At 74.5% G+C, this 26161-nt stretch carries 25 protein-coding genes; 10 read left to right on the top strand and 15 right to left on the bottom strand.

What is annotated here, in order from left to right:
- Positions 1 to 160 precede the first annotated feature (160 nt).
- Positions 161 to 1765, top strand: a complete 1605-nt coding sequence (locus QNO07_RS23215; protein ID WP_283994249.1) for an alpha/beta hydrolase — start codon at positions 161 to 163, stop codon at positions 1763 to 1765.
- A gap of 101 nt (positions 1766 to 1866) precedes the next feature.
- Here the strand turns inward: QNO07_RS23215 and moeZ are convergent, their stop codons facing one another.
- The 7 genes from moeZ to QNO07_RS23180 all read right to left on the bottom strand — a co-directional run bounded on the left by moeZ (position 1867) and on the right by QNO07_RS23180 (position 11127).
- Positions 1867 to 3045, bottom strand: coding sequence for an adenylyltransferase/sulfurtransferase MoeZ (moeZ, locus tag QNO07_RS23210; protein ID WP_283994248.1), 1179 nt, complete (start codon positions 3043 to 3045; stop codon positions 1867 to 1869).
- A gap of 65 nt (positions 3046 to 3110) precedes the next feature.
- Positions 3111 to 3812 (bottom strand): spherulation-specific family 4 protein, encoded by a 702-nt coding sequence (locus QNO07_RS23205; protein WP_283994270.1) that lies wholly within the window; start codon positions 3810 to 3812, stop codon positions 3111 to 3113.
- 35 nt (positions 3813 to 3847) lie between these two features.
- Complete coding sequence (locus QNO07_RS23200) at positions 3848 to 4765, bottom strand: NAD-dependent epimerase/dehydratase family protein (RefSeq protein WP_283994247.1); 918 nt, start codon at positions 4763 to 4765, stop codon at positions 3848 to 3850.
- Positions 4766 to 5113: 348 nt separating this feature from the next.
- Positions 5114 to 6433: a hypothetical protein gene (locus QNO07_RS23195; RefSeq protein WP_283994246.1), complete on the bottom strand. Its 1320-nt coding sequence runs from the start codon at positions 6431 to 6433 to the stop codon at positions 5114 to 5116.
- Positions 6430 to 8250 carry a DUF3492 domain-containing protein gene (locus QNO07_RS23190; protein ID WP_283994244.1) on the bottom strand — a complete coding sequence of 607 codons (1821 nt, stop codon included), beginning with the start codon at positions 8248 to 8250 and terminating at the stop codon, positions 6430 to 6432. Before QNO07_RS23190 ends, QNO07_RS23195 begins: the two co-directional genes overlap by 4 nt.
- A 580-nt stretch (positions 8251 to 8830) precedes the next feature.
- Positions 8831 to 10138 carry a DUF3152 domain-containing protein gene (locus QNO07_RS23185; RefSeq protein ID WP_283994243.1) on the bottom strand — a complete coding sequence of 436 codons (1308 nt, stop codon included), beginning with the start codon at positions 10136 to 10138 and terminating at the stop codon, positions 8831 to 8833.
- An 8-nt stretch (positions 10139 to 10146) separates the two neighbouring features.
- Complete coding sequence (locus QNO07_RS23180; protein WP_283994242.1) at positions 10147 to 11127, bottom strand: alpha/beta fold hydrolase; 981 nt, start codon at positions 11125 to 11127, stop codon at positions 10147 to 10149.
- Between the two features lie 136 nt (positions 11128 to 11263).
- On the opposite strand from QNO07_RS23180, the gene QNO07_RS23175 reads away from it, so the two are divergent.
- From QNO07_RS23175 to QNO07_RS23160, 4 genes are all read left to right on the top strand, one after another.
- Positions 11264 to 11509 (top strand): Rv3202a family protein, encoded by a 246-nt coding sequence (locus QNO07_RS23175; protein WP_283994241.1) that lies wholly within the window; start codon positions 11264 to 11266, stop codon positions 11507 to 11509.
- Positions 11510 to 11629: 120 nt separating this feature from the next.
- Positions 11630 to 12256 carry a TetR/AcrR family transcriptional regulator gene (locus QNO07_RS23170; protein ID WP_283994240.1) on the top strand — a complete coding sequence of 209 codons (627 nt, stop codon included), beginning with the start codon at positions 11630 to 11632 and terminating at the stop codon, positions 12254 to 12256.
- Between the two features lie 133 nt (positions 12257 to 12389).
- Entirely contained in the window at positions 12390 to 12617 is a 228-nt protein-coding gene (locus QNO07_RS23165; RefSeq protein ID WP_283994239.1) for a DUF3107 domain-containing protein, read from the top strand.
- A 132-nt stretch (positions 12618 to 12749) separates the two neighbouring features.
- Positions 12750 to 13016: a hypothetical protein gene (locus QNO07_RS23160; protein ID WP_283994237.1), complete on the top strand. Its 267-nt coding sequence runs from the start codon at positions 12750 to 12752 to the stop codon at positions 13014 to 13016.
- 96 nt (positions 13017 to 13112) lie between these two features.
- Here the strand turns inward: QNO07_RS23160 and QNO07_RS23155 are convergent, their stop codons facing one another.
- Entirely contained in the window at positions 13113 to 13862 is a 750-nt protein-coding gene (locus QNO07_RS23155; protein ID WP_283994235.1) for a ferritin-like fold-containing protein, read from the bottom strand.
- Between the two features lie 383 nt (positions 13863 to 14245).
- Here QNO07_RS23155 and QNO07_RS23150 point away from each other — a divergent pair, with 383 nt between their 5' ends.
- A complete protein-coding gene (locus QNO07_RS23150) occupies positions 14246 to 16012 on the top strand; it encodes a DEAD/DEAH box helicase (RefSeq protein ID WP_502961912.1) in 1767 nt (588 codons plus the stop codon).
- 174 nt (positions 16013 to 16186) lie between these two features.
- Positions 16187 to 17068, top strand: a complete 882-nt coding sequence (locus QNO07_RS23145) for an alpha/beta fold hydrolase (protein ID WP_283994233.1) — start codon at positions 16187 to 16189, stop codon at positions 17066 to 17068.
- A gap of 110 nt (positions 17069 to 17178) precedes the next feature.
- On the opposite strand, the gene QNO07_RS23140 is transcribed toward QNO07_RS23145, so the two are convergent.
- The 4 genes from QNO07_RS23140 to QNO07_RS23125 form a co-directional block, all read right to left on the bottom strand.
- Positions 17179 to 17784, bottom strand: coding sequence for a MarC family protein (locus QNO07_RS23140; protein WP_283994232.1), 606 nt, complete (start codon positions 17782 to 17784; stop codon positions 17179 to 17181).
- A gap of 134 nt (positions 17785 to 17918) precedes the next feature.
- A complete protein-coding gene (locus tag QNO07_RS23135; RefSeq protein WP_283994231.1) occupies positions 17919 to 18764 on the bottom strand; it encodes a PHP domain-containing protein in 846 nt (281 codons plus the stop codon).
- Between the two features lie 124 nt (positions 18765 to 18888).
- Positions 18889 to 19527, bottom strand: a complete 639-nt coding sequence (locus QNO07_RS23130; protein ID WP_283994230.1) for a DUF6758 family protein — start codon at positions 19525 to 19527, stop codon at positions 18889 to 18891.
- Positions 19528 to 19570: 43 nt separating this feature from the next.
- Positions 19571 to 20179, bottom strand: a complete 609-nt coding sequence (locus QNO07_RS23125) for a suppressor of fused domain protein (protein ID WP_283994229.1) — start codon at positions 20177 to 20179, stop codon at positions 19571 to 19573.
- 430 nt (positions 20180 to 20609) lie between these two features.
- Between QNO07_RS23125 and corA the strand changes: the two genes are divergently transcribed.
- Positions 20610 to 21722, top strand: a complete 1113-nt coding sequence (corA, locus tag QNO07_RS23120; RefSeq protein ID WP_283994227.1) for a magnesium/cobalt transporter CorA — start codon at positions 20610 to 20612, stop codon at positions 21720 to 21722.
- Positions 21723 to 21807: 85 nt separating this feature from the next.
- On the opposite strand, the gene QNO07_RS23115 is transcribed toward corA, so the two are convergent.
- Complete coding sequence (locus QNO07_RS23115; RefSeq protein ID WP_283994226.1) at positions 21808 to 22416, bottom strand: TetR/AcrR family transcriptional regulator; 609 nt, start codon at positions 22414 to 22416, stop codon at positions 21808 to 21810.
- 203 nt (positions 22417 to 22619) lie between these two features.
- On the opposite strand from QNO07_RS23115, the gene QNO07_RS23110 reads away from it, so the two are divergent.
- On the top strand, positions 22620 to 23468 hold the full coding sequence (locus QNO07_RS23110) for an NAD(P)H-binding protein (RefSeq protein ID WP_283994225.1): 849 nt from the start codon (positions 22620 to 22622) through the stop codon (positions 23466 to 23468).
- A 72-nt stretch (positions 23469 to 23540) separates the two neighbouring features.
- Here the strand turns inward: QNO07_RS23110 and QNO07_RS23105 are convergent, their stop codons facing one another.
- Positions 23541 to 24563, bottom strand: coding sequence for a DMT family transporter (locus QNO07_RS23105; protein ID WP_283994224.1), 1023 nt, complete (start codon positions 24561 to 24563; stop codon positions 23541 to 23543).
- Positions 24564 to 24685: 122 nt separating this feature from the next.
- Here QNO07_RS23105 and QNO07_RS23100 point away from each other — a divergent pair, with 122 nt between their 5' ends.
- Positions 24686 to 25300 (top strand): hypothetical protein, encoded by a 615-nt coding sequence (locus QNO07_RS23100; RefSeq protein WP_283994223.1) that lies wholly within the window; start codon positions 24686 to 24688, stop codon positions 25298 to 25300.
- A 40-nt stretch (positions 25301 to 25340) separates the two neighbouring features.
- Here the strand turns inward: QNO07_RS23100 and QNO07_RS23095 are convergent, their stop codons facing one another.
- Positions 25341 to 26099 (bottom strand): hypothetical protein, encoded by a 759-nt coding sequence (locus tag QNO07_RS23095; protein ID WP_283994222.1) that lies wholly within the window; start codon positions 26097 to 26099, stop codon positions 25341 to 25343.
- Positions 26100 to 26161: the final 62 nt, after the last annotated feature.

Genomic DNA, 26161 nt, shown 5'->3' with positions numbered 1-26161 from the left:
GTCCCGCCGCAGGCCGCACGCGCATCGCACACCCTGCCGCCGAGCGCTCCCCCGCCTCCGGCCCGACCGGTCCGCTCACCCGGACGGCACCGCCCAGCGGGCGGTGCCGGTGCCGCTGCGCCGACGATGGCAGCCGGCCACTCGTCAGCAGGGAGCACTCATGTCCGCAGCCCGTCGCGGAAGCACAGCCCTCGCCGCCGCCGTCTGCCTGCTGCTCGCCGGGTGCGGCGGCGGCTCGGCGGGGCCGCTGCCCGCGCAGCCGGTGAACCGGGCTGCCGACGGCACGACGGGCACCGGCGACCTGCCGGCGGAGCTGCGCGAGCAGCGTCTGGCCTGGGAGGAGTGCCCGGCGCCGACCGCCGCGCAGGGCGGCGGCCAGGCGCCGGCCCCGCTACCGGACGGCACCCGGTGGCAGTGCGCGACGCTGCGGGCGCCGCTGGACTACGCGGAACCGGACGGCGAGACGCTCGGCCTGGCGCTGATCCGGGCCCGGACCTCCGCCGAGGCGGACCGGCGCATCGGTTCGCTGGTCTTCAACTTCGGCGGCCCCGGCGGTTCCGGCGTCAGCACGCTGCCGGTGTCAGCGACCGACTACGAGGAGCTTCGCGGCCGTTACGACCTGGTGAGCTTCGACCCGCGCGGGGTGGGCCGCAGCGCCGGGGTGCGCTGCCTGGACGACCGCGAGCTGGACGCCTTCCACCAGGAGGCCGTCATGCCCGGCAGCACCGCGCAGGGCGAGGAACTGCTCGCCCAGCAGCAGCGGTACGCCGACGCGTGCAAGCGGAGGTCCGGCGCGGTCCTGCCGCATCTGACGACCACGAACACCGCCCGCGACCTGGACCTGATGCGGGAGGTGCTGCGCGACGAGAAGCTGCACTACTTCGGCATCTCCTACGGCACGGAACTGGGCGGCGTCTACGCACACCTCTTCCCGGAGAAGGTCGGCCGGGCGGTCTTCGACGCGGTCGTCGACCCGCGGCTGACCCTCGCGCAGAGCGGACTCGGCCAGGCCAGGGGCTTCCAGCGGGCCCTGACGAACTACCTCAAGGCGTGCGCGGAGGGCGAGAACTGCCCGGTGGGCGGGTCACCGGAGGAGGGACAGAAACGGATCACCGCACTGCTGGACGGCCTGGACGAGCAACCGCTGGAGACCGCCGACCCGGACGGCCGCACCCTCAACAGCTCGCTCGCCGCGTCCGGCATCGCGCTGTCCCTGTACTCGGAGGACTTCTGGGGTGTGCTCAGCGAGGGCCTGGAGGACGCGCTGGACAACAACGACGGCACACTGCTGCTGCGCCTCAGCGACCTGCTCAACGGGCGCCAGGACAACGGCCGGTACGACAACAGCCAGGCCGCGCTGACCGCGATCTCCTGCGCGGACGCCAAGCCCCGTTACACGCTGGACGACATCCGGGAGCGGCTGCCCGCGTTCCGTGCGGCGTCGCCGGTGTTCGGCGAGATGAGCGCCTGGGGCCTGGCGATGTGCCACGGCTGGCCGGTCGAGGGTGAGTCCGACCACCCCGAGGTCGGTGCCGAGGGAGCCGCGCCGATCGTGGTGATCGGCAACACCGGCGACCCGGCCACCCCGTACGAGGGTGCGGCGGCGATGGCCCGCGGCCTGGGCAGCGGGGTGGCCGTGCAGCTCACCTACGAGGGTGAGGGGCACGGCGCGTACAACAGCGGCGACGCCTGCGTGCAGCGCGCGGTGAACGTCTACCTGCTGGACGGCGACGTCCCGAAGGACGGGACGACCTGCACGCCGTGACCCGCCTCCGCTCGCGCGTGAGGACCCGCACCGCCGGTATCGGCGGTGCGGGTCCTCACGTTGCGGTCGCGTCCCCAGGGGACCGGCGGCGCTTGCGGCCGTCAGTAGACGGGCTTCTCCGGTTCGATCTGGTGCACCCAGCCGATGACGCCGCCGCCGACGTGCACGGCGTCGGCGAAGCCGGCGCTCTTCAGGACTGCCAGGACCTCCGCGGACCGGACACCCGTCTTGCAGTGCAGGACGATCTTCTTGTCCTGCGGCAGGTCCTGGAGGGCGGTGCCCATCAGGAACTCGTTCTTCGGCACCAGGCGGGCGCCGGGGATGGAGACGATCTCGTACTCGTTGGGCTCGCGGACGTCGATGACGTCGATGCTCTCGCCCGCGTCCATCCACTCCTTGAGCTGGTTGGGCGTGATCGTGGCACCGGCGGCGGCCTCCTGGGCCTCCTCGGAGACCACGCCGCAGAACGCCTCGTAGTCGATCAGCTCGGTGACCGTCGGGTTCTTGCCGCACACGGCGCACTCGGGGTCCTTGCGGACCTTGACCTGGCGGTAGGTCATCTCCAGGGCGTCGTAGATCATCAGCCGGCCGAGCAGCGGCTCACCGATACCGGCGAGCAGCTTGATGGCCTCGTTGACCTGGATCGAGCCGATGGAGGCGCACAGCACACCGAGCACGCCGCCCTCGGCGCAGGACGGCACCATGCCGGGCGGCGGGGGCTCGGGGTAGAGGCAGCGGTAGCAGGGGCCGTGCTCGCTCCAGAACACCGACGCCTGGCCGTCGAAACGGTAGATCGAACCCCATACGTACGGCTTGTTCAGCAGCACGCAGGCGTCGTTGACCAGGTAGCGGGTGGCGAAGTTGTCGGTGCCGTCGACGATCAGGTCGTACTGCGCGAACAGCTCCATCACGTTGGAGGATTCGAGCCGCTCGTTGTGCAGGTTGACCTTGGTGTACGGGTTGATGCCCAGCACGGTGTCCCGGGCGGACTCGGCCTTCGAACGGCCGATGTCCGCCTGGCTGTGGATGATCTGACGCTGCAGGTTCGACTCGTCGACCTCGTCGAACTCGACGATGCCGAGCGTGCCGACGCCTGCGGCGGCCAGGTACATCAGGGCCGGCGAGCCCAGACCGCCGGCGCCCACACAGAGCACCTTGGCGTTCTTCAGCCGCTTCTGCCCGTCCATCCCGACGTCCGGGATGATCAGGTGGCGGGAGTACCTGCGGACCTCGTCGACGGTGAGCTCGGCGGCCGGCTCGACCAGGGGTGGCAGCGACACAGAGACCTCAGCAAGGGGTTGGTCGGTGGACTGTTGTTCTCTGCGTAACACTGCCACGCCCGATCTCATTCCGAGACACCCGGTCCGAGCTTCGAGACGATTTCGTCCCAGTAGCCGGGCAGCGCCTCCCACGGGTCGAAGCCGTCCCGCCGGTCCCGGTCGGTGAAGTACACCGTTCCGGCGCCCTGCCAGCGGGCGACGCGCAGCGCCTCGTCCAGGTGCGGGCGCGGCACGCCGTGCACGAGGTGGCAGAAGCGGTCCGGCGGGAAGTCCGCCGTCCACTCGGCGACCTGCGACCAGCGGTACTCCGGCCAGCCGCCCCGGAAGGTGACCACCTGGTCGGCGATCTCCGCGTAGCCGGGGTGGGGGTGGGTGCCGTGCGCCAGGACCAGGCGCACGCCGCCGCGGCCGTCCTCCCCCAGCGCCCGCAGCGTCGTCAGCACCCGGCGGGTCTCCGGCAGTCCCGCGGCGTCGGCGGGCGGGCGGTCCAGGTAGAAGCCCTCCACGCCGTACCAGTCGAGGTAGCGCCGCGCCTCCCCGACCAGCTCGCCGAACGGCCGGCTGCCGTCGCGCAGGTCAAGGTGGCCCAGCAGCGGCACGCCGGTGTCCCGCAGACGCACCGCCGCGGCCAGGCAGTGCCGGTCCAGCCGGCCGCCCGGACCGTCCGCGACGTTGAGCACCGCCCAGTGCAGCGGGGTGCCGGGCCGCGCCAGCTCGGCCCACTCCACCGGGGCGACCAGCGGATGCGCGCAGCCCGGCACGGCCATGCCGAGCCGGTCGACGGCGTGTCCCGGGAGCGGTCTCAGATCCGGCACGCCGCCTCCATCCAGATGTCGGCCAGGGACTCCTCCAGGCCGGTGCGCGGGCGCCAGCCCAGCCGGTCCCGGGCGGTCCGCACGTCGGCCTGCTGCCACAGGCCGCAGCCGTCCGGGTAGGGGGGCGGCGGCGGACCGGCGCCCAGGTGCGGCTCGTCCAGCTCGTGGATGGAGCCGGTGAAACCGGCGACCCGGGCCAGCACCGCCGTGGCGTCGCGCAGCCGCACGGCCCGGCCGGTGCCGATGTTGACGACGCCCTGCGCGGCGGAGAGCGAGGCGGCGTGCACGGCTCGGGCGACGTCGCGCACGTCCACGAAGTCCCGCTGCACGTGCAGGCCGGCGAGCTTCAGCTCGTGGTCGCCGTGCTGCATGGCACGCCGCATCGCCTCGGCCAGCCGCCCCAGCGGCGATCCCGCGGGGGTGCCGGGTCCGGCGAGCGAGAACACCCGCAGCACGATGGCGTCCAGTCCGGAGCCCAGGACCAGTTCGGTCGCGGCGAGCTTGCTGACCCCGTACGGGCCGCCCGGCCGGGGCACGGCGTCCTCGCCGGTGGACGAGCCGGGCTGCGAGGGCCCGTACTCGGCGGCGCAGCCCAGGTGCACCAGCCGGGCGGTGCAGCTGCTGCGGCGCATCGACTCGCAGATGGTGGCGGTGGCGACCGTGTTGTGCCGGGTCAGTTCGCGGGCGCCGCCGCGGATCGCCCCGGCGCAGTTGATCACCACACCGGGGTGGACGGCGTCGAGGAAGCGGGTGAGCGCCCCCGGACTGCCGGTGGACAGGTCGAAGCGGACGTCGGAGTCGTCGCGGCGGCCCAGCGCGGTCAGCTGGACGGCCGGGTCGGCGAGCAGCCGGTCGGCGACGTAGCGGCCGAGGAACCCGTTGGCTCCGAGCAGCAGCACCCTCATCGTGCCTCCTCCTCCGGTCGAACGGAGACGCCAGCGGCGTGCTGAACGGTCATCGGTCTTGCTCCTGTCGGTGTGGGAAGCGGCTCTTCGGGAGCGGCTCGGTGAGGGGACTTGAGAGGGCCTGAGGGGACTTGAGAGGAAGGGTGTTGGGGTTGAAGGACGCAGGGGGTGAAGGGAGACGCAGGGGGTGAAGGGAGACGCAAGGGGTGGAGGACGGGCCGGACGGCGGGGCGTGGCGGAGCCGGCCCCGCCACGCCGGGACGGCTCGCGGCGCGCAGGCGGCGGTCGGGTCGCCGCGGGCGGCGGGCAGGGCCTGCGGCAGGCGGCTTCCGGGCCGCCGGGCGGCGCTCACCTCGGTTCCGGCCGGTGCGCCCAGGCGCCGGTGAGCGCGGTGGCGGCGTAGGCGAGCAGGACGGCGGCGGCCAGCGCGCAGCCCGCGGCCGGTACGAGTGCCGGGCCGAAGCGGTCCACGGCCCGCACCAGATCGGCGGCCGGGTCCTGGAGCGGCGGCAGCAGCCGCACGGCGAGCGCCGCGCCCAGTGCCGCGGCCTGCCATCCGCAGGCAGCGGCCAGCCCGGCGGCGGCAACCCGCGGATAGCCGTGGGCGGCGAGCAGCAGCGCGGTGAACAGCAGCACGGCCAGGGCCGTGACAGCGGCCGTCGCGGCGTGCGCGGACCCGGCCGCCGGGTCGGGTGGCAGCAGGAAGCGTGCGGCGGACTGGAGGGCGAGCAGCGCCAGGGTGAACATCAGGGCCGCGGCGGCCAGCAGCGGCCGGGTCCGGCCGGTGAACTCGCCCAGGGTGCGGCTGACGGCGAGCCGCCGCCTGCTGCGGGAGGCGAACCAGTGGGCGCACCAGGCGGCGGGCGCCACCGCGAACGCGAGGGTCAGCGGCACCCCCGCGCCGGCCGGTGCGGGCGGCAGCGAGGGGCCGCCCGCGAGCAGCCCGGCGAGCAGCCAGTCGCCGAACAGGGCGTACGCCAGCAGCCATCCGCACCACAGCACGCACAGCCAGCCGAGCCGCACTCCGCGCAGGCACAGCCGCAGCGCGGCCAGCACACCGGCGGCCCCGACGAGCCCGACGGCCGCCGCCGCCACGCCGGTTCCGGCGCCGGGGGCGAGCCGGGCCGCGGCGGGCAGCACCGCGACGGTCACCGCGCACAGCCCGCCCGGCAGCAGCCACAGCGCCGCCTGCGCCGGGGCCGGGGCCGCCGCGCGGGGCAGCGGGCGCGGGGCGCCGCCGCCTTCGGAGCGGGGCACCCGGGCGAACAGCTCCTCCGCGAGGGAGAACACGTCCCGGTGCCGGAAGCGGGCCGCGGTGCGGTCGGTGACGCCGTGCGCCTCCAGCCCGGCGGCGATCTCCAGCGGGTCGACGGCTCGTTCGCAGAGCCGCCGGTGCCGGTGCATCAGTGTGCGGACCGGGTCGGCCGGGGCCGGTACGGCCGCCCGCCCGTCGGGCGCCGGGGCGGGGGGCGCGGCTTGCCTGGCGGGGGCGGCGGGCGGCGGGGCCGGGCGGCGCGGGGGCCGCTCCGGCGGGGCGGCGGCGGGGCCGGGGGCCGAGGGCTCGGCCAGGACGGCCGAGGGCGCCAGGTACGTCGAGTACGCCGAGGGCACGGTGTCCCATGCGCCGGGGCTGACCGGGGTGCGGGGCTGGTACTCGGAGGTGCTCATACCGACTCCTCCTCTGCGGTGGACGCGCCGACCGCGACCGGGCGGGCCGGCGACCGGCCGGGCCCCGCGGCCACCGCCCAGCTGGGTCCCGGCGGTGCTCCGAGCGGTGTCCCGGGCGGGGGTCCGGGGCGCGGGCCGGTCCCTGCGGCGGTCTGCGGGCCCGGGCGGCCGGTGGCCCAGCGGCCCGGCAGGTGGGACTCGGCGGGCCGGGCGAAGGGCCGCGGGGCGCGGCTCGCGACGGTGCCCTGGCCCGGGCTGCGGGAGATCAGTTCCAGGTAGATGCCATGAAACGCCGCGACGTTCTGCTCGACGGTGAACAGCTCGGCGGCCCGGGCGCGGGCGGCGGCGCCGAGCCGGGCCCGGCGCTGCGGGTCCCTCACCAGCGCCAGGCAGGCGTCGGCCAGGGCCCTGGGGTTGCGCGGCGGAACGACCAGGCCGGTGCCCCCGATCACCTCGCACACCGCGCCGACGTCCGTGGACACCGTGGCGCGCCCGCTGAACATGGCCTCCACCAGCGACACGGGGAAGCCCTCGACGACGCTCGACAGCACGACCACGGCCGCCGCCCGGTAGGCGTCGGCGACGGTGGGGACCGCGGCGCCGCCGACCTCCTCGAAGCTCACCGGGTTGTCGCCCGGGGTGCGGGAGTCGGCGGCCTCGTCGGGGAAGAGCTGGGCGGCCAGGGCCCGGCAGTGCGCCAGGTACTCCTCGCCGCGCGGGCCCGCGGCCGGGCCGGTGCGCACGAGCAGCAGCCGGGCACCCGGCTCGGTCCGGCGCACCTCGGCGAAGGAGTGCAGCAGGGCGACGACGTCCTTGGTCGGTTCGATCCGCCCGGTCCACACCAGCAGCGGGCCTGGTCGGCGGGTGCCGGTGTCCTCGGCGACGGCCGCGAAGGAGGCCGCCTCCATGCCGGGGTACACCAGACGCAGCCGCTGCCGCTCGGCGCCGCAGCGCTCCTGCCAGCGGCGGGCATGGGTGTTGCCGGGCGTGATCACCTCGGCCCGCCGGTACGCCTCGCGGGTCAGGCTGCCCTGGAAGGCCGCGAGCAGGGCCCGCACCGGGGCCTGCGCCGTGGACGGCGACACCGCCCGCGCGGCGCCCGCGGCGCTGCGCAGGTAGTGCTCGCGCAGCCGCACGCCGTACTCGGTGACAAGCAGCGGAGTGCCGTAGTAGTGCTTCGCGAGCAGCCCCGGCAGGGCGGCCGGACCGGCGCCGACGGCGTGGCAGAGGTCGGCACCGGCCAGCCCCTCGTCGCCGCGCTCCCCGGTCGGGCGGTCCTCGCCGGGCCCGTACCAGTCCAGGGAGAGCGGGCGCAGGGCCCGTTCCAGGCGCTCGGCGACCGCCAGCAGGTCCTCGACCCGCGCGGTGCGGACCGCGCGCAGGGCGCCGGGGGCGCGGCAGGCGCTCTCCAGGAGGCGGACGGCCTGCTCGGAGCGCAGGCAGGCGGGGAGGCGGACGTGGTCGCGGGCGAGTTCGGCGAGCCCGTACAGGCCTTTGGCGAAACGGTCCGCCTGCGTGTCCTGGGCGCACAGCGCGTGCACCAGCTCCCCGTAGGGCTCCGCGAAGCGCCGACGCTCCCGGCGGCCCGCCCCGCGCCCCGCGGCGGCGTCGTAAGGCCCCCACAGCGCGGCGGTGCGGACCCGGCGCACCTGCGCCGGCAGCGGGTGTCGGCCGCCCTCCTCCTGGCGCCGGCTGCGGCTCAGGGCGTAGACGTCGAACTCGTGGCCGCCCAGCCCTCGCACCAGCCGGTCGCACCAGGCCCCCGACTCACCGCGTGCATACGGGTAACCACCCTCGGTAAGTAGTGCAATGCGCATGAACGCACCCCCGTTCTTCCCTTCGAGCCCTTCGAGACACCGGCGTGGCGCCGCGGGAAGACGGTATGCGCGGGATACGGGGGCACGACGGACGGTTGTCCGCCGCACCACCGGAAGGGGTGAACATCCGTGACTTCTCCCGGGGTGGCGCGTTCACCCGTGCACCGGAGACGATCGGACGATCGCACCACCGCTCACCCGGACGGACCACCCCGTTCCGGCGGAAGCCGCCCTCCGTCAACGGGACCCGTCTGCCCGCTGGTCGCAGGAGCGCGGCGGGCGCGGGTGCACGCCCGGCGCGCGGGAGACGGCGCGGACAACGGCGCAAGCCGGCGAGCGGGGCAGATGGCGCCCGCGCTCGGCGCACAGGCGCACCGGCTCAGCGGCAGGCGGGCAGGCCTCGGGCGCGCGTGGCGGTCAGTGGCGCGGGTTACCGCGGCCCGGCCCACGGCGTCGCGCGCACGGCATCGCGAGCGGCGGGCTCGGCAGCCGGGCACGGCTCAGGCCCAGGCGGGCAGAACCCCTGGTGGCGCGCGGCCTCCGCGGGCGGGTGCCGCCCGGGGCGTCAGGCGTCCGGGCGTCAGGCGTCCGGGAAGGGCCAGGCGTTGGGGCGGCAGGTCGCGCCGCCGACCGTCAGGAACTTCGTCTGCTGCATCATCACCGGGGCCAGCGCGCCCTCACGCGGGCAGTCAACGTGGCCGAAGCCCAGCCGGTGCCCGACCTCGTGGTTGATCAGCATCTGCCGGTAGGCGCGCATCCGCTCGGGGCCGAAGGTGTCGGCGCCCTGCGCCCAGCGGTAGCCGTTGATCATGACCCGCTCGGTGGACGCCGAGTCGCAGGACACGTTGTCCTCGGTGGTGTCCAGGCCCGACTTGGCGCACCACACGGCGGTGGTGCCGGGGCTCGCCAGCGTGATGGCGAAGTCGGCCGAGCCCGACGAGACCCGCTCGAAGGTGCGGGCGCCGCCGTTGGCCCAGCTGCGCTTGTCGTTCAGGGTCTCGTGCACGGCCCGGGCGAAGACCTTGCTGTCCAGGCCCAGGTCGCTCTCCACGTCCACCCGGTAGGTGATGCGCTTGCCGCTGCCCGGCCCCTCGGCCTGCCCGGCGACGGTCGTGAACCGTCCCTCGCCCGCGAAGTCGGGGTCCAGCGGCACCGCGCGGGCGAACTGCTGCTCGAAGCTCAGCGGCGCCGCTTCCGGCTCGCCGTCCGCCGGGGTGGGCCGGCCGTCCGAGCGGGACGCCACGTCCCCGCCCGGGCCGGCGGCGACGGAACCGCGCTCGTTCTGGCCGGCCGCGGCTGCCTCCGGCCCGTTCCGCCGCTCGCCGGCCACCTGGCCGGCGACGAGCACCGCGAGCACGGTGGTGACCGCGGCGGCGGCCACCCCGGTGAGGGTGCGGCCGTGCCGGGCTGCGGGAGGCTCCTCGTCCTCCGGGGCCTCACCCCAGGGGCCGTCCGGGCAGTCGTCGTCGAGCGGGGCCGAGGCGTCGGGAGAGCCCGGGGCGCCGGGCGCGGCCCGGCCCCGACCAGGCGCTGGGCCGGAGTGCGGGGGTGCCGCAGTGTCCGCGCCGGCGCGTTGCGCGTCGGAGGCGAAGGCGAAGGCGTCAACGTAGTCCTGGCGCGGGCCTGGCGCACGCTGCGCCGGGATGCCGCCGGGCGGCGGGCGGCGGGCGGGCCCGCCCGGGCCGCGGCCGTAGGGGCCGCTGCCGTGCTCGGGATGCTGGGGGTGGCCGCCGCGCACGTGCGCGTCGCCGCCGGGTTCCTGCCGCTGGGGGCGCGGGGCCTGCGGCGGGGTCAGCGGACGGGGGGCAGGGCGGTCACCCGTCGGGGGCAGGGGTATTCCGGCGGTGTCCTCGGACGATGCCCGACGGGGGCGGCTGTGACGTCCCACGCGTCGCCTCAACTCCTGACCGTGTCGGCTGCTGCGAGCAGGTCACGGAAGGCTCCCGCCACCGTCTCCGGGTACTCCATCATGGCGACGTGCCCGGCGTCCGGCAGGATCACCAGCCGCGAGTCGCGGTAGGCCCTGCTCGCCCGGCCCGCCATGCGGACCGACACCAGCCGGTCCCGCCCGCCGTAGACCAGGAGCGTCGGGGCGAGGACCCGCTCGGCCTGCCGCCACAGGGAGTGCTGGCCGCCCAGCGTATAGGCATCCACCACTCCGCGTGCCGAACGCGTCAGTACCTCCCAGAAATAAGGGAGTTCCAGTCGCCGCTCGTACTCGGCCACGGCCCGCTCGAAGCCGGCGGGCTCGACCCGCCCGGGGTCGCCGTAGCAGAGCCTCATCACCTCGCGGGTGCGCCGCTCGGCGTCCCACCCGCGGGTGAGCCGGGCGTAGGCGCGGGCGGCGCCGGGCATCGCCAGCAGCGCGGTGGGCACCGCCGAGCGCTGCGGCCGCAGCTCGGGCAGGGCCGGGGAGACCAGGGTCAGGCTGCGCACCAGGTCGGGGCGGACCGCCGCGACGCGGGTGGTGACGGCGCCGCCCAGCGAGTTGCCGAAGAGGTGCACCGGGCCGCGGCCGGCGGCGTCCAGGTAGCGGATCACGGCTCTGGCGTGCCCGGTGACGGAGTAGTTGCCGTCCGCCGGAGGCTCGGAGTGGCCGAAGCCCGGCAGGTCGACCGCCTCCCCGTCGACGTCCCCGGCCAGCTCCGCGAGCAGCGCCGACCAGTTCTGCGAGGATCCGCCCAGGCCGTGCACGAAGAGCGCGGGCGGCAGCGTGTCGCGGTTCTCGGGCGGCTCGGCGAGGGAGCGCACGGCGAGCGTCGAACCGGACAGCGGCAGCGTGCGCAGCACCTCCCCGTCGCCGGCCGGGAGCCCGACCGGCGGCTGCACGACTTGCGGGACAGCGGCGCGGGTACCCGACTGGTCAGTGGAAGCCATGGCCGCAATGTTACGGGTCGATCACGCCGACCCGTGCTGTGTTCGCCGTCACAGCCCGCCCCGACCGCGGGACGGAGAACCGCGCGGCCTGGTGCGGACACAGAACCCGAGGAGACCCCGGAGAAAGGGAACCGCCATGACCGTCGACCCGACCGAGCCCGAGACCTTCGCCACCCGGCGGAGCGCGCCCGGCGAGAGCCACCCCGAGGTTCCCGAGGCGGACGCCGCCGAGCAGCGCGCGGACCTGCTGCCCGGCGAGGACGACCCGCAGCCGCTGCGGAGCACGGGCACCCCGCCGATCGACCCGGCGGACGCCGTGAACGAAACGGACGCCGCCGAACAGGCCCAGGTAGTGGAGATCAATGAGGACGATTACCGATAAATCCGGGCACGCGGTGTCCGAGGAATGAAAATCTCAGGCCACGGCGCGCACAGGCCGGTTACCCAAAAGTACGATGGCCAGCGCGGCGCACATCGCGCAAGCACGACCCTGGGAGGCGGCGTGACAGCCATCGAGCAGACCGAGGCACGCCCGCGAGGCACTCGCCTGCCGCGCCGGGCCCGACGCAACCAGTTGCTCGGGGCCGCGCAGGAGGTTTTTGTCGCACAGGGCTACCACTCAGCGGCGATGGACGACATCGCCGACCGGGCAGGAGTCAGCAAGCCGGTGCTCTACCAGCACTTCCCCGGCAAGCTGGACCTGTACATGGCACTGCTGGACCAGCACTGCGAGGCCCTGCTGCTCGCCGTGCGCACCGCGCTGAGCAACACCACCGACAACAAGCACCGGGTCGCGGCCACCATGGACGCCTACTTCGGCTTCGTGGAGACCGAGGGCGGTGCGTTCCGACTGGTCTTCGAGTCGGACCTGACCAACGAGCCCGCGGTGCGCGAGCGGGTCGACCGGGTCAGCCTGGAGTGCGCCGAGGCGGTGTGCGAGGTGATCGCCGAGGACACCGACCTGCCGCGGGAGCAGTCCATGCTGCTGGCCGTGGGCCTGTGCGGCATGGCGCAGATCACCGCCCGCTACTGGCTCGGGTCAGGTCAGCCGATCCCCCGGGACGCGGCGGCGCAGCTGATGGCGTCCCTGGCCTGGCGCGGCATCGCCGGGTTCCCGCTGCACGAGTGAGCGCCGAGGCGCCGGGACGGTGTTCGCTCCCGGCGTGGCGAAGGGGACGCCGCGGCGTCCCCTTCGCGGGCTAATGTGTGGTGCGAACAGCGCGGTTGGCCGCGCATCCTGTGACCGTCGGAAGGACATTGCCGTGGAGGTCAAGATCGGCGTGCAGCACGCGCCCCGCGAGCTCACGCTGGAGAGCACGCAGTCTGCCGAGGAGATCGAGCGCGCCGTGGCCGAGGCGCTGACCGGCAAGTCCGGTCTGCTCACCCTCAAGGACGAGAACGGGCGCAAGGTCCTGGTGCCGACGGACCGGCTCGCCTACATCGACATCGGCGAGCCCGCGACGCGCAAGGTGGGCTTCGGCGTCGGCTGAGGCGGCGAGGGCCGCTGGGCGGCCCCGACGAACGGCGGCCGGGAGGTGAATCCTCCCGGCCGCCGTTTTGTGCGCCCGGCCGACTGGGTAGTACGGGGAAGTCCCATATGCCCCGCGACCAGGAGGTGCCCCATGCTCGGGGAGGCACTCAGCTCCATGATCCTCGGTCTCGCCGTGGCAGGCGCCGCGCTGCGCCTGCTGCCGCATCGATTCACCGGCCGCTCGTCGCTGGTCCTGGCGACGGGCACGGTCGCCGGTGCGCTGGGCGGCCTGGTCGCCCGGGCCGTGCTCGGACCCGGCAACCTGCTGGTGGCCCTGGTGCTCGCCGCCGCGGTGGCCGCGGCGCTGATCTCACTGCTGTTCGACGCCGGGCCCCCGGTGGCGCACGCCGGCCGCTGACGCCGCCCGCCGCCCGGCCCCTGAGGGACGGACGGCGGCGTGCGGCGGGAAGCCGCGCGCGGCGGGAGCGGGTCAGGTCGGGACCAAGGACAGCCCTTAGGCTGCCAGGCCCAGAGCCGCCATGCGCTTGGTGTGCGCCTCGGTGATGCGGGAGAACATCCGGCCCACCTCCGCCAGGTCGAAACCGTCGGCCACCCCGCCGACCAGCATCGTCGACAGCGCGTCGCGCTCGGCGACCACCCGCTGCGCCTGGGACAGCGCCTCGCCCATCAGCCGCCGGCCCCACAGGGCGAGCCGCCCGCCGACCCGGGGCTCCGCCTCGATGGCGGCGCGCACCTTCTCGACGGCGAAGCTGGAGTGCCCGGTGTCGTCGAGTACCCCCAGCACCAGCGCCCGGGTGTCGGAGTCGAGCCGCGCGGCGACCTCCCGGTAGAAGTCGGACGCGATGGAGTCGCCCACGTAGGCCTTGATCAACCCCTCCAGCCAGTCGGAGGGCGCGGTCTGCCGGTGGAACTCGTCGAGCGAGGCGACGAAGGGCGTCATGGCCTCCGTCGGGTCCACGTCGATCTGCGTGAGCCGGTCCCGCAGCTGGTCGAAGTGGTGGAACTCGGCGGAGGCCATCGCCGCCAGCTTGCCCTTGTCGGCGAGCGTCGGAGCGAGCTTGGCGTCCTCGGCCAGCCGCTCGAACGCCGCGAGCTCCCCGTAGGCCAGCGCTCCCAGCAGGTCCACCACCGCGGCCCGGTACTGCGGGTCGGCGGAGGCCGCAACCCAGTCCTTGGCGGCGATACCGGTCTGCTCGGACGCGCCGCGCGGGTCCGGGGTGTCAGGGGTCTCAGACGTCTCCATGCTGCGCACAATAGCCGCCCCCACCTGCCCGGAAACCCCGCGGGAGCAAGGCCGAGCGGCCCGTGGGGGTGGGTGGGCGAACTCGTGCCCGGTACACCTGCGCCGTTCCGGGGTACAGTGATATGGAGACCGACGTAACGCGGAGGTCTTGTCCGAACGCGCCCCCGGCGCAGCGAGCCAGCACGTTGCCGGAGCCGAGAAGGTTCCAGCACCTCGTTGGGACGTCGTCGCGGGAGCGAGTTCGGAAGTCCTTGAACGCGGATGCCCGGTCGGTGGCACGATCGGCTCCGACCAGACCGCCCTCCCCACGGTGAGGGGCCGCTCGCGCGGTATGAGCGCTTGAGCGAGAGCTAGTGGTCCTGCGTCGCACGTCGACTTCGTGTGTGACGCGGTACGACCCGCCTCGCCGCCTCCTGCCGCGTCACACAGAAGAGGCAAGCATCCTGTCCACCACCCTTACTTTCCGCGACCTCGGCATCCTGGCCGAGACCGCCGAGGCCCTTGAGGCCGTCGGCATCGTTCACCCCTTCCCCATCCAGGAGATGACGCTCCCGGTCGCCCTGTCGGGTCTGGACGTCATCGGCCAGGCCAAGACCGGCACCGGCAAGACGCTCGGTTTCGGCCTGCCGCTCCTGAACGTCGTGACCGTCCCCTCGGATGTCGAAGCGGGCCGGGCCAAGCCCGAGAAGCTCACCGAGGCACCGCAGGCCCTCGTGGTGGTCCCCACCCGCGAGCTGTGCCAGCAGGTGACGAACGACCTGCTCACCGCCGGCAAGGTCCGCAACGTCCGGGTCCTGCCGATCTACGGCGGCCGGGCCTACGAGCCGCAGGTGGAGGCGCTGCGCAAGGGCGTCGACATCGTGGTCGGCACCCCGGGCCGGCTGCTCGACCTCGCCGGTCAGCGCAAGCTCGACCTGTCGCACGTGCGCGCCCTGGTCCTGGACGAGGCCGACGAGATGCTCGACCTGGGCTTCCTGCCGGACGTCGAGCGCATCATGCAGTACCTGCCGCAGAAGCGGCAGACGATGCTGTTCTCCGCGACGATGCCGGGCCAGGTCATCTCGCTCGCCCGCCGCTACATGTCGCAGCCCACGCACATCCGCGCCACCTCGCCCGACGACGAGGGCGCCACCGTCGCGAACACCAAGCAGCACGTGTTCCGCGCGCACAACATGGACAAGCCCGAGCTGGTGTCCCGCATCCTCCAGGCCGACGGCCGGGGGCTCGCGATGGTCTTCACCCGCACCAAGCGCACCGCCGCGGACGTGGCCGAGCAGCTGACCCGCCGCGGGTTCGCCGCCGGCGCGGTCCACGGCGACCTCGGCCAGGGCGCCCGTGAGCAGGCCCTGCGGGCCTTCCGCAACGGCAAGGTCGACGTGCTGGTGTGCACCGACGTCGCCGCCCGCGGCATCGACGTCGAGGGCGTCACCCACGTCATCAACTACCAGACGCCCGAGGACGAGAAGACGTACCTGCACCGGATCGGCCGGACCGGCCGTGCGGGTGCCTCGGGTACGGCGATCACCCTCGTCGACTGGGACGACATGCCGCGCTGGGCCCTGATCAACAAGGCGCTCGCGCTGGGCCTGGCCGAGCCGGAGGAGACGTACTCCACGTCACCGCACCTGTTCGAGCTGCTGGGCATCCCGGCCGGGACGAAGGGTGTGCTGCCGCGCACCGACCGCACCCGCGCAGGGCTTTCCGCCGAGGAGGTCGAGGACCTGGGCGAGCCCGGCGGTCGCGGCCGGGGCCGCAAGACCGCCACCGAGGAGCCGCCGGCCCGTACCCGCACGCCGCGCCAGCGCCGCCGCACCCGCGGCGGGCAGGGCGCGGACGGCTCCGAGGTCACCCCGCTGGACGCCGGGCAGGACGCCGGGCAGCCGGCCGCTGCTGAGGCTGCCGAGAGTGCCGAGGGCGGGCAGGGCCCCGAGGGCCCGGCCACGCCGCGCCGCCGTCGCCGCACACGCGCCGCCCGTCCCGCCGAGGCGCAGCCGGTGGCCGCGCAGGCCGCCGGTGAGGCTGCCGTCGCCGTGGACGACGCCGGGCAGGCCGCGCCGGAGTCGGACGCGGCACGCAAGCCGCGCCGCCGTCGCCGCACCCGCAGTTCCGCCGCACAGGGCGGCGCCACCGCGCCGACGGCCGAGGCCTGACGGACCGCCCGGGCGGGACCCCGCCCGCGCGCCCGCGCCGCACCGACCACGGCATCATGCCGGGACGGCCCCCACCTCGGGGCCGGTCCCGGCATCATGCTGTCCGGCGCCCGTGACTCCCCGGCGGCCGGGTCGGAGGACGTGCCGGAGGCCGGGGCCGGTAGCGTCGGCGGCATGAGCAAGCCGCCGACCCTCTCCCTGCCGCCCGGTGCGCGGTCCCACCTGCTCGACACCGCCCGCGGCCCGTTCGCCGTCCTCGACGCCGGCCGTCCGGAGCGCGGCACCGCGCTGCTGGTGCCGGGTTTCACCGGGAGCAAGGAGGACTTCATCGCGGTGTTGGAACCGCTCGCGGAGGCCGGCTTCCGGGTGGTGGCGGTGGACGGCCGCGGCCAGTACGAGACCCCGGGGCCCGACCGGGAGAGCGCCTACACGCGGGCCGAGCTGGCCGCGGACGTGCACGCGCAGGTGGCGGCGCTCAGCGGCGGTCCTGTGCACCTGCTGGGCCACTCGCTGGGCGGACTGCTCTGCCGTGAGGCGGTACTGCGCGACACGTCACCGTTCCGCTCGCTGACCCTGATGAGCAGCGGCCCCGGCGCGATCGCCGCCGGGCAGCAGGAGCGGCTGAAGCTGCTGATGGGCGCCCTGCCGGTGCTGGGCATGGAAGACATCTGGCAGGCGATGCGCGATCTCGACCCGCCCGAGGCCGCCGACGCGGAGACGCCGCCCGAGGTGGCCGCGTTCCTGCGGGAACGCTGGCTGCGGACGGTCCCCGCGCAGCTGCTCGCCACCGCCGCGCAGCTGCTCGCCGAACCGGACCGGGTCGCCGAGCTTGCCGGGCTGGCCGGCTCCGGCGGTCTGCCGCCGACGCACGTGCTGTCGGGGGCGGTGGACTACGCCTGGCCGGTGGAGCAACTCGACGCCATGGCCGCGCTGCTGGGCGCGCACCGCACGGTGATCACCGGTGCCGAGCACTCCCCCGCCGCGGAACGCCCGGCCGAGACGGCCGCCGCACTCGCCGCGTTCTGGCGGGAGCAGCCGGAGCACGCTCGGCCCTGACGCACGAGACTGACGCGCGGCCCTGACGCACGAGACCGACGGCCGGTCCTGACGGCCGGTCCTGCCCCCGGCGCGCGGGACCGCGGGTGCCGGTCCTGCCCGCCGGGCGGTCAGCCGTTCTGGATGAACTGGGTGACGCCGTTGGCGATCTGCTGCACCGCGATGGCGGACAGCAGCATGCCGGACAGCCGCGTCACCAGCACCACGCCGCCCTCCTTGATGAGCCGGACGATCAGCAGCGAGTAGCGCATCGTCAGCCACAGCACGAGGTGCATCGCGGCGATGGCCGCCCACACGGCGACCTGGCCGCCGACGCCGTCGGCGCGCTGCACGGCGAGGATGACGGAGACGATCGCGCCCGGTCCGGCCAGCAGCGGCATGCCCAGCGGGACCAGCGCCACGTTGACCTCCTTGGTCTGCGTGGGCTCGTCGGACTTGCCGGTGAGCAGGTCGAGCGCCACCAGCAGCAGGAGCAGCCCGCCGGCGACCATCAGCGCGGGCATCGACACGTGCAGGTAGTCGAGGATCTGCTTGCCGCAGAGGCCGAACAGCGTGATGACGCCGAAGGCGACCAGGGCCGCCTGCCAGGCCATGCGGCGCTGCACCTTGACCGGCCGGCCCGAGGTGAGGCCGAGGAAGATCGGGGTGATGCCCGGCGGGTCCATGATCACGAACAGGGTGAGGAAGAGCGAGCCGAAGACGGCGATGTCGAACACGGTGGTGCCTTGCGGGAGGAGCGGAAGGGGGAAGGTCGGGCGGGCGGCGCCCGGGCCGCCGCCGGTACTGCGGGCCGCGGCACCGGGTTCGGCGGGTGAGGCGCGTGCCGGCCCGATGGGCGCGGGCGCGCGGTTCAGCCGGTGAGCGGCGACGCTCCCGTGGCCCGGGCGGCGATCTCGGCGTACACGTCCGGCGCGGTGGTGTGGTCACCGAGTCGGCAGGTCTTGCGGCTGCCGTGGTAGTCGCTGGAGCCGGTCACCAGCAGCGACAGGTCGGCGGCGAGGCCGCGCAGCCGGGCCCGGGTCGCCTCGTCGTGGTCCATGTGGTCGGCCTCCAGGCCGTCCAGCCCGGCCTCGGCCAGCTCGGCGACGGACTTCTCCGACAGGCACGGCCCGCGGGTGGCCGCCAGCGGGTGGGCCAGCACGGTGACGCCGCCCGCGTCGCGGACCAGGCGCAGCGCGTCGAACGGGTCCAGCTCGTGCTTGTCGACGTACGCCCGGCCGTCGTTGCCGATGAAGTCGGCGGTGAAGGCCTCCGAGACGGTGTCCACGACGCCCGCCTCGACGAGTGCGGTGGCGATGTGCGGGCGGCCCATGGCGCCGTCGCCGGCGATCTCGCAGACCCGCTCCCAGGTGACGGGCACGCCCCGCTCGCGCAGCTTCTCCACCATCGCGCGGGCCCGGGGCACCCGGTCGTCGCGGACCAGTTCGCGCTCCGCGGCCAGGCGCGGCTCCAGCGGGTCGAAGAGGTACGCGAGCATGTGCAGGCCGACGCCGTCGAGGCGGCAGGACAGTTCGGCTCCGGTGACCAGTGTCAGTCCGGCCGGCAGCGCCGACGCGGCCTCCCGGTGGCCGCCGACGGTGTCGTGGTCGGTGAGGGCCACCACGTCGAGCCCCGCGGCTGCGGCGTTGCGGATCAGCTCGGCCGGGGTGTCGGTCCCGTCGGACGCGGTGGAGTGGGTGTGCAGGTCGATGCGCACAGGCGTGACTCCCACGGCACGGGGACGGACGGGACGAGGTCCCAGGGTAGAGCACGCCGTTGCGGCGGCCCCTGCCCGGGACGGGGGCCGGGTCAGGGGCGGCGACCGGCCGTGGCCGCGGGCGTCAGCCCAGGATGCGGGGGGACAGCGCGCCGCAGGGCAGCAGGTCGACCTCGGCGCCGGCGTCGCGCAGGTCGGTCAGCACCAGTTCGTCGTACATCAGCAGCCCGGACTGCTCGGGCCAGACGACCGCCCACAGCCACAGCCCGCACGCCTCACCGGCGAACACGGCCCGGTCCTCCGGCACGCCCTGCACGTTCCACAGCGGGGTGGGGCGCCCGCCGGCCAGCACCTTGGCGTGCGGCGGCTTCTCGACCGCCATGTGCGGCCCGGGGTCGGGCCCGGGCAGGCCCGCGTAGCGGGCGCCGAGGCCGACGCCCAGCTCCTCGGCGATCAGCAGCAGCTCGCCCGGTCCGCCGAGCGGAGCCGGTCCGGAGCAGGCGACGGCGGTGGCGCGGCCCCCGCTGCGGTCGTCACCCGCGCAGGCGACACCGGTGAACAGCCAGCCCACCGGCAGCGGCCACGGCATCCAGACGGGGACATGGGTGCGGTTGACGACCACACCGAGCGCCTCGACGCTCGGCGGGAGCACCGGCTGCAGCGGGTGCACCGTGCCGTGCACGTCGCACTGCCAGGAGTCGGCGAAGAGACCGGGCGCCCTGACCCGGCCACCGCACTTCGGGCAACTGGGTTCGCCCCTCATAGGTGTCCACGGTCCTACCCCGCGGCCCCCCAGTCAAGGACGATCACCCGGTCAGGGGTACGGATGCACGACGCGGGTCGCGCAGGTCCGTGCCGCGGGCGAGCCAGCGCTCCTCCAGCGCCTGCGCTCCCTGGACGCGTTTCCAGGCCGCCTCGTTGGGGGTCATGGGCAGCAGCGGGAGGAAGCGGACCGGGTCCGCCGGCTCGTCCAGTTCCAGGTCTGCGACCAGGCCGCCCGGTTCGCCGACCAGCACCGACTGGAAGGGAGCGCCCGGCCACAGCGGCTCGCCCAGGTCGAGGGACGCGCCGGGGGCCACCACCACCCCCTCGACCTGCGGGGAGGCGGCGAGCACCGCGAGCGCCCTGAGCACCTTGTCGGTGTCGGCGACCTCCTTGGCCACCGCCCGCACCGACAGCAGCAGTTCGGCGCGCGGGCCGCGGTCGGGGTCGGCGAGCAGGGCCGCCGGGTCGGCCATCGGCGCGGCGGACATGCCGAGCGTGGCGTAGCGGACGAGCGGGCCGGACGGTTCCTCGCCGGGGAAGCGCAGCACCTCGATCCGGTCGGTGCCGAGGAACGTCACCGACGCCCTGGCGTCCGGCTCGCCGAGCGCCGAGTGCAGCCGGGCTTCGACCAGTTCGAGAACACGTGTCATGCGGCGAGTTTATGCCTCGTATGGATTGGGCAAAGAAGTGCCCGCCGAGGGCCGTTCCGCGCAGGCCGGACAGTGCGCCGGTGCTACGGTGGCGGTTCTTGCCGGGTCCGTTCAGACCTGTGCACGTCATCCCTCAGGGGATCGGCCGGAGGAGGTGGGGCTCGCATGGATCCAAGTCGACCGTGCAGTAGCAGCCACCATCCGTACCGGCAGCGGCTTACCTGATCGGTGCCCGCTTTGGAGACCCCCGGCCCGGCCCCCAGTGTCGCGGTCCTGCCGTAGGTCCCTAATCCAGGCAGCGTTTCCTGCCGACCCGTCTCTGTGTGCGTCCCCTGTGCCCGCGGTGTGCCGCGGGCACCCGGCCGCCCCCGCTCGGGTCCCCCAGCCGCTGGCCGCTCGTTCCGCGTGAACGTCCGCGAAGGAGCCCAGCATGTCGATGATCCGTGACCTGCGCGCCGCGGTGCGCCCGGTCCGCCGCCGGGAGCGCTCCGGCGCCTACAAGAGCGTGCGTGAGGACGGCGGGGCCCGCAGCGCGGTGGTGGACTGCGCGGTCTACCGCGCGGGACGCCGGTGCAGCGAGGCGCTGTCCCCGGCCGATGCCCTGCGCCGGGTGCGCGCCGGGGACGGGCAGGAGTTCGTCTGGATAGGGCTGCACGAGCCCACCGAGCAGGAGTTCTCCGGCATCGCCCAGGAGTTCGGGCTGCACCCGCTCGCCGTGGAGGACGCGGTGCAGGCCCACCAGCGGCCCAAGCTGGAGCGCTACGACGACTCGGTGTTCACCGTCATCAAGACGCTGCACTACGTGGAGCACGCGGAGCTGACCGCCAGCAGCCAGGTGGTGGAGACCGGCGAGGTGATGTGCTTCACCGGCCGGGACTACATCATCACCGTCCGGCACGGGGTGCAGGGCTCGCTGCGCTCGCTTCGGCACCGCCTGGAGGACGACCCGGAGCTGCTGGCCAAGGGCCCGTCCGCGGTGCTGCACGCCATCGCCGACCAGGTGGTCGACGGTTACCTGGCGGTGGCCGACGCGGTGCAGAACGACATCGACGAGGTGGAGACGGACGTCTTCTCCCCGCCCGGCGGCCGGTCGGCGCGCGGCGGCGACGCGGGGCGCATCTACCAGCTGAAGCGGGAGGTGCTGGGCTTCAAGCGGGCCGTGTCGCCGCTGCTGCGGCCGATGCAGCTGCTGAGCGAGCGTCCGATGCGGGTGATCGACCCGGACATCCAGAACTACTTCCGGGACGTCGCCGACCACCTCACCCGGGTCACCGAGCAGGTGCTGTCCTTCGACGACCTGCTCAACTCGATCCTCCAGGCGAACCTGGCGCAGGCGACGGTCGCGCAGAACGAGGACATGCGAAAGATCACCGCCTGGGCGGCGATCTTCGCCGTGCCGACCATGATCGCCGGGATCTACGGCATGAACTTCTCCTACATGCCGGAGCTGGAGTGGAAGTACGGCTACCCGGCCGTGCTGTGCACGATCCTGGCCATCTGCTACGCCATCCACCGCGGCTTCAAGCGCAACGGCTGGCTCTGACGGCCCGCACGGGCCGGGCAGCGTCTCGGGCGGCCCGGCCCGAGCCGCAGGCAGCTCCGCGCGTCAGGAGCCCGCCCGGTCCCGGTCAGCGCTCGGCGGTGCTTCCCTCGGAAGGCCCTGCGGTCAGGACCCTGGTGGCGAAGTCCGCCAACTGCGCGCGCGTTCTCTCGCGCGGCGCACGCCCCTGACCGGCCAGGTGCTCGACGAGGTCGGCCCGGGTGGCGGCGAGCAGGGCGTGGGCGGTGAAGTCGCTGTCGGACATGCCGGGGATCTGGTCCAGTACGCCCCGGAGCAGTCCGTGCCATCGCTCGTAGTGCTCCGCCTGGTACGGGCTTCCGCTCCCGCCTTCCTCCAGAGCCAGGGCGAGGCGGCGGTTGTCGAGCTTGAAGCAGAGGACGGCGTCGAGCAGGGCGATCACCCGCTGCCGCGGCGGGGTGGTGGGCCCCAGGGGCGGCGGGCCGGCCTCGACGGCCTCCCTGACCGGTTCGAGCCGCGCCTCGTACAGCGCGCGGAGCAGTCCCAGGCGATCACCGAAGGCGCGGAAGAGGGTTCCCTTGCCGACGCCGGCCGCTGCTGCGATGTCGGCCATGGTGACGTCTTCGGGGCTCTCGCGGCGGGCGAAGAGGGCGTCGGCGGCCACGAGGACGGCCTCCCGGTTGCGGGCGGCGTCCTTGCGGGGCTTGCGTTCCGGCATGCTGCTTCTCCATTTGCGAAACGGACCCAGGGTCCGTATTGTTAAACCGGACCCCGGGTCCGCATCCTACTCGCCCACCGCCCCTTCGCCACGACCTGCGTCGCCGTCGTGACGGTTCGGGACGGGGGCGTCACCCGCTGCCGCGACATCTGGAACCCCCTCGCCGCCCTCGAACCGGGCACCGACTCCACCGGGAGCATGCGATGAACACCACCGGCACCACTCTGGTCATCGGCGCGACCGGCACCACCGGCAGCCGCACCGCCGCGCAGCTGGCGGCCGCCGGCCACCGTGTCAGAGCCGCCAGCCGCAACGCCACACCCGTCCCCGGCACGGAGGCGGCCCGTTTCGACTGGTACGCCCCCGCCACCCACGCCGCGGCGCTCGACGGAGTCGACCGCGTCTACCTCATACCGCCCCCGGGCGACCTGGACCCGGCGGCGGTCATGCTGCCGTTCCTCCGGCAGGCCCGCGCCGCCGGCGTGCAGCGCGCGGTGCTCCTCAGCTCCTCGGCCATCCCCGAGGGCGGGCCGGCGGTGGGCGCGGTGCACCAGGCCCTGCCCGACCTGTTCGAGCAGTGGGCGGTACTGCGCCCCTCGTGGTTCATGCAGAACTTCACCGGCGACCACACGCACGCCGTGAGCATCCGCGAGGACGGCGTCATCAGCAGCGCGACCGGGGGCGGCCGGGTCGGGTTCGTCGCCGCCGAGGACATCGCCGCCGTCGCCGTCCACTGCCTGACCGTCGAGCACGCCCCCAACGACGGTCTGGTCCTCACCGGGCCGGAGGCGCTCAGCTACGACGACGTCGCCACGGCCATCACCGAGGTGACCGGTCGGCCCGTGGTCCACCGCCGTCTGTCCCACGCGCAGATGCGCGACCGCCTCGCGGCGGTGATCCCGGCGGGCTTCTCCGCGATGCTGGCCGACCTGGACCGTGCCATAGCCGGCGGGTCCGAGGACCGCGTCACCGACACCGTCCAGCGCCTCACCGGTCGGCCCGCGCGCTCCTTCCGCGCCCACCTGGAGGGGGAGGCACGACACGGCGGCTGATGTTCCGGGGCGATCACCGGCAGCGCTTGGTGCCCGGTGCTCAGTGACCTCAATGCCCTCAGTGCCCGGTGGTCACTGCTCGGTGCGGGCCGGGGCGGGGGACTGGGCGGGCGTCGGCAGCGGTACGGCGGGCTGCGGATCGGCCGAGCGGCCGGAGGCGCGCAGCACCACCAGCAGGCCGACCATGATCACGGCGAGCGCCGGGTAGGCCACCAACGGCGGCGTCTGCCCGAGCCACAGGGCCGCGATGAGAGCGGCGCCGGGTGTCTCCAGCAGGATGGCGGTGGAGGTCACCGACGGGCCGAGGCCGCGCACCACCCGGTTGAGCAGCGAGTGGCCGAGCAACTGGGCGGCAACCGTCAGCACGGCCAGCTTCAGCCACGTCTCGGCGCTGTACCCGCCGCCCAGGTCGGCTCCGCTGACCAGGCAGGCGACCAGCAGCAGGAGGGCGGTCGTGCCGTAGCAGACGAAGGTGTAGGCCGTGGTGGAGACCGTGCGGCGGACCTCGGCACCGAGCAGCACGTAGCCCGCCGCGGCCATGCCGCCGGCCAGCGCCAGTGCGTCGCCCGCCAGGGCGCGCGGCGACAGCGACAGGTCCACACCGGTCAGCAGCAGGACGCCGAGGAAGGCGATGCCGATGCCCGCCCAGACCATCCGCGGGGGCCGGTGGCCGCGCATCCGCAGGAGCACGGTGGTCCAGATCGGGGTGGTGGTGACCAGGGCCGTGGAGGACGCCACCGACGTCATGTGCAGGCTGGGCAGCCACAGCGCGAAGTGCAGCGCCAGCAGCGCCCCGGCCGCACCGGCCAGCAGCCAGGTGCGGCGGCTCATGCGGCGCAGCTCCGACCGGTGCCGCAGCAGGGCGACGGGGGTCAGCACGCCCATCGCCATGGCGTTCCGCCAGAACGCGATGGCCAGCGCGGGGGCGGCGGTCGCCGCGATGAGCGGCGCGGACAGCGAGATGCCGGAGATGGCGACCGTGAGCAGGAACAGGTCGACGCCCCGGCCGGGCCGGGCGGAGCCGGGGGCCGGTTCGGGGCGGGGGACGCGCTGCTCGGCGGCGGGCACGACGGCTCCTCTCAGGTCCGGGCGCATGGAGATGTCGGTACCACGCGGCCTGCCCGCCCAGAGTAAGGCTCGTTCCGGTCACGCGGTACTGACGTTTCATGCTGCGGGACGGAGCCTTGAGCCGGCCTGCCTGCGGGTAGGGTCTGCCCATGACCGAGACCGCCGAGCAGCCGTCGTCCGACCGGGCCCCGAGCGACAGTGCCGTGCACGAACGGGCACTGCACGATCGGGCCCTGATCGAGGAGTCGGCGAAGAAGTCCGCGCTGGTGTGGGTCCGCGGCCCGCAGGGCCCGGCCCGGCCGCTGTGGCACGTGTGGCACGAGGGCGCGGTCTGCGTGGTCGGCGCGGCGGACGCGGACGAGGACGCGGTCACCGGGCCGCAGGAGCAGCCGCTGGCCGGGCTCGGCCTGGTCGACGGCGGCACCGCCACGGTGACGGCCCGCAGCAAGGACAAGGGCGGTCGGCTGGTCGTCTGGCCGGCCCGGGTGGTGGAACTCGCCCCGGGCGGTGAGCGGTGGCAGGCGGCGGCCGAGGAGCTGAAGGGCAAGCGGCTCAACGCGCCCGACTTCGAGACCGTGCTCGACCGCTGGCAGCGCGACTGCCGGGTGCTGCGCCTGGAACCGGCCGGGGAGGCGGAGCAGCGGCCGGGCGACATGCCCGCCACGTCCACCGCCGCCGTGCCGCTGCCGACGCCCGCCACCACCAGCCGCCTCGCCCCGGCGGCGCTGCCGCGTCTGCTGCTGCGGGGACGCAAGCGGCGCTGAACCGCGTCGGCGGGCTGCCGGCCGGCAGCCGCCCGAGCGGTCAGTCGCCGCCGGCGGTGATCTGGCGGCCGTAGTCGACGACCTGGTTCTTGTCCGGGGCCCGCAGCGGGAACTCCTTGTCCCAGTCGGCCATCTCCACCACTCCCCCGCCGCCGCCGCGCTCCAGCCGCAGCGGGTAGGGCGTGCCGATGAGCGCCACGTCGAGCTTGCCGCCCTCCCCGTCGGCACCGGTGACCCGTACCGTCCTGACCCCGCCGACCTCGCCGCGCTCCCCGGTGGCCCGTGCGCCGTCCAGGACGAGCAGTCCGTCGAGCATCACGTTGATGTCGGTGAAGCCGCTGAGCTGCTTGTAGGCCGGGTCGCCGGGCGGCACCTTCACGTACTTGCCGTCGAGCTTGCGGGCCGCCTCCCGGTCGCCCTCGGTGGAGTCCTTGCCGTCCTTCTCCTGCTGCACCCAGAACTCGGCGTCGGCTTTCAGGAAGAGGTCCTCGTCGACGCGCAGCAGCTCGAAGCGGGACCCGCCCTTCGTGGAGACCTCGCCCACTCCCCCGGAGTCGTTGAGCCTCATGTCCAGGCGGTAGGTGCGGCCCTGGCTGATGATGCTGCCGGACAGCCGTACCGCCTCGGCCGCGCCGGCGGCCTTCTTCGCGGACCGCTCGATCTTCGCCGCGGACAGCTTGCCGACGCCGTTGGTGCCCTCGTCGGGGTCCTCGGTGGCACAGGCCGAACCCGTGGCCGCAAGACCCGCGCAGACCGCTGCCACCAGAGCCGCACGGCAGGTGCGGGCACGTGCTGTCACGTCGGCTGTTCCTCCTGAGTCGAGGCCTGAGCACCCGCACCCTACCCCCTCCGCGGGCACCG

The sequence above is a fragment of the Streptomyces sp. 549 genome, from assembly GCF_030124175.1.
Taxonomy (GTDB): Bacteria; Actinomycetota; Actinomycetes; order Streptomycetales; family Streptomycetaceae; genus Streptomyces.
The sequence above is the reverse complement of the archived record's forward strand: the minus strand, read 5'-3'. Positions and strand labels throughout refer to the sequence as shown.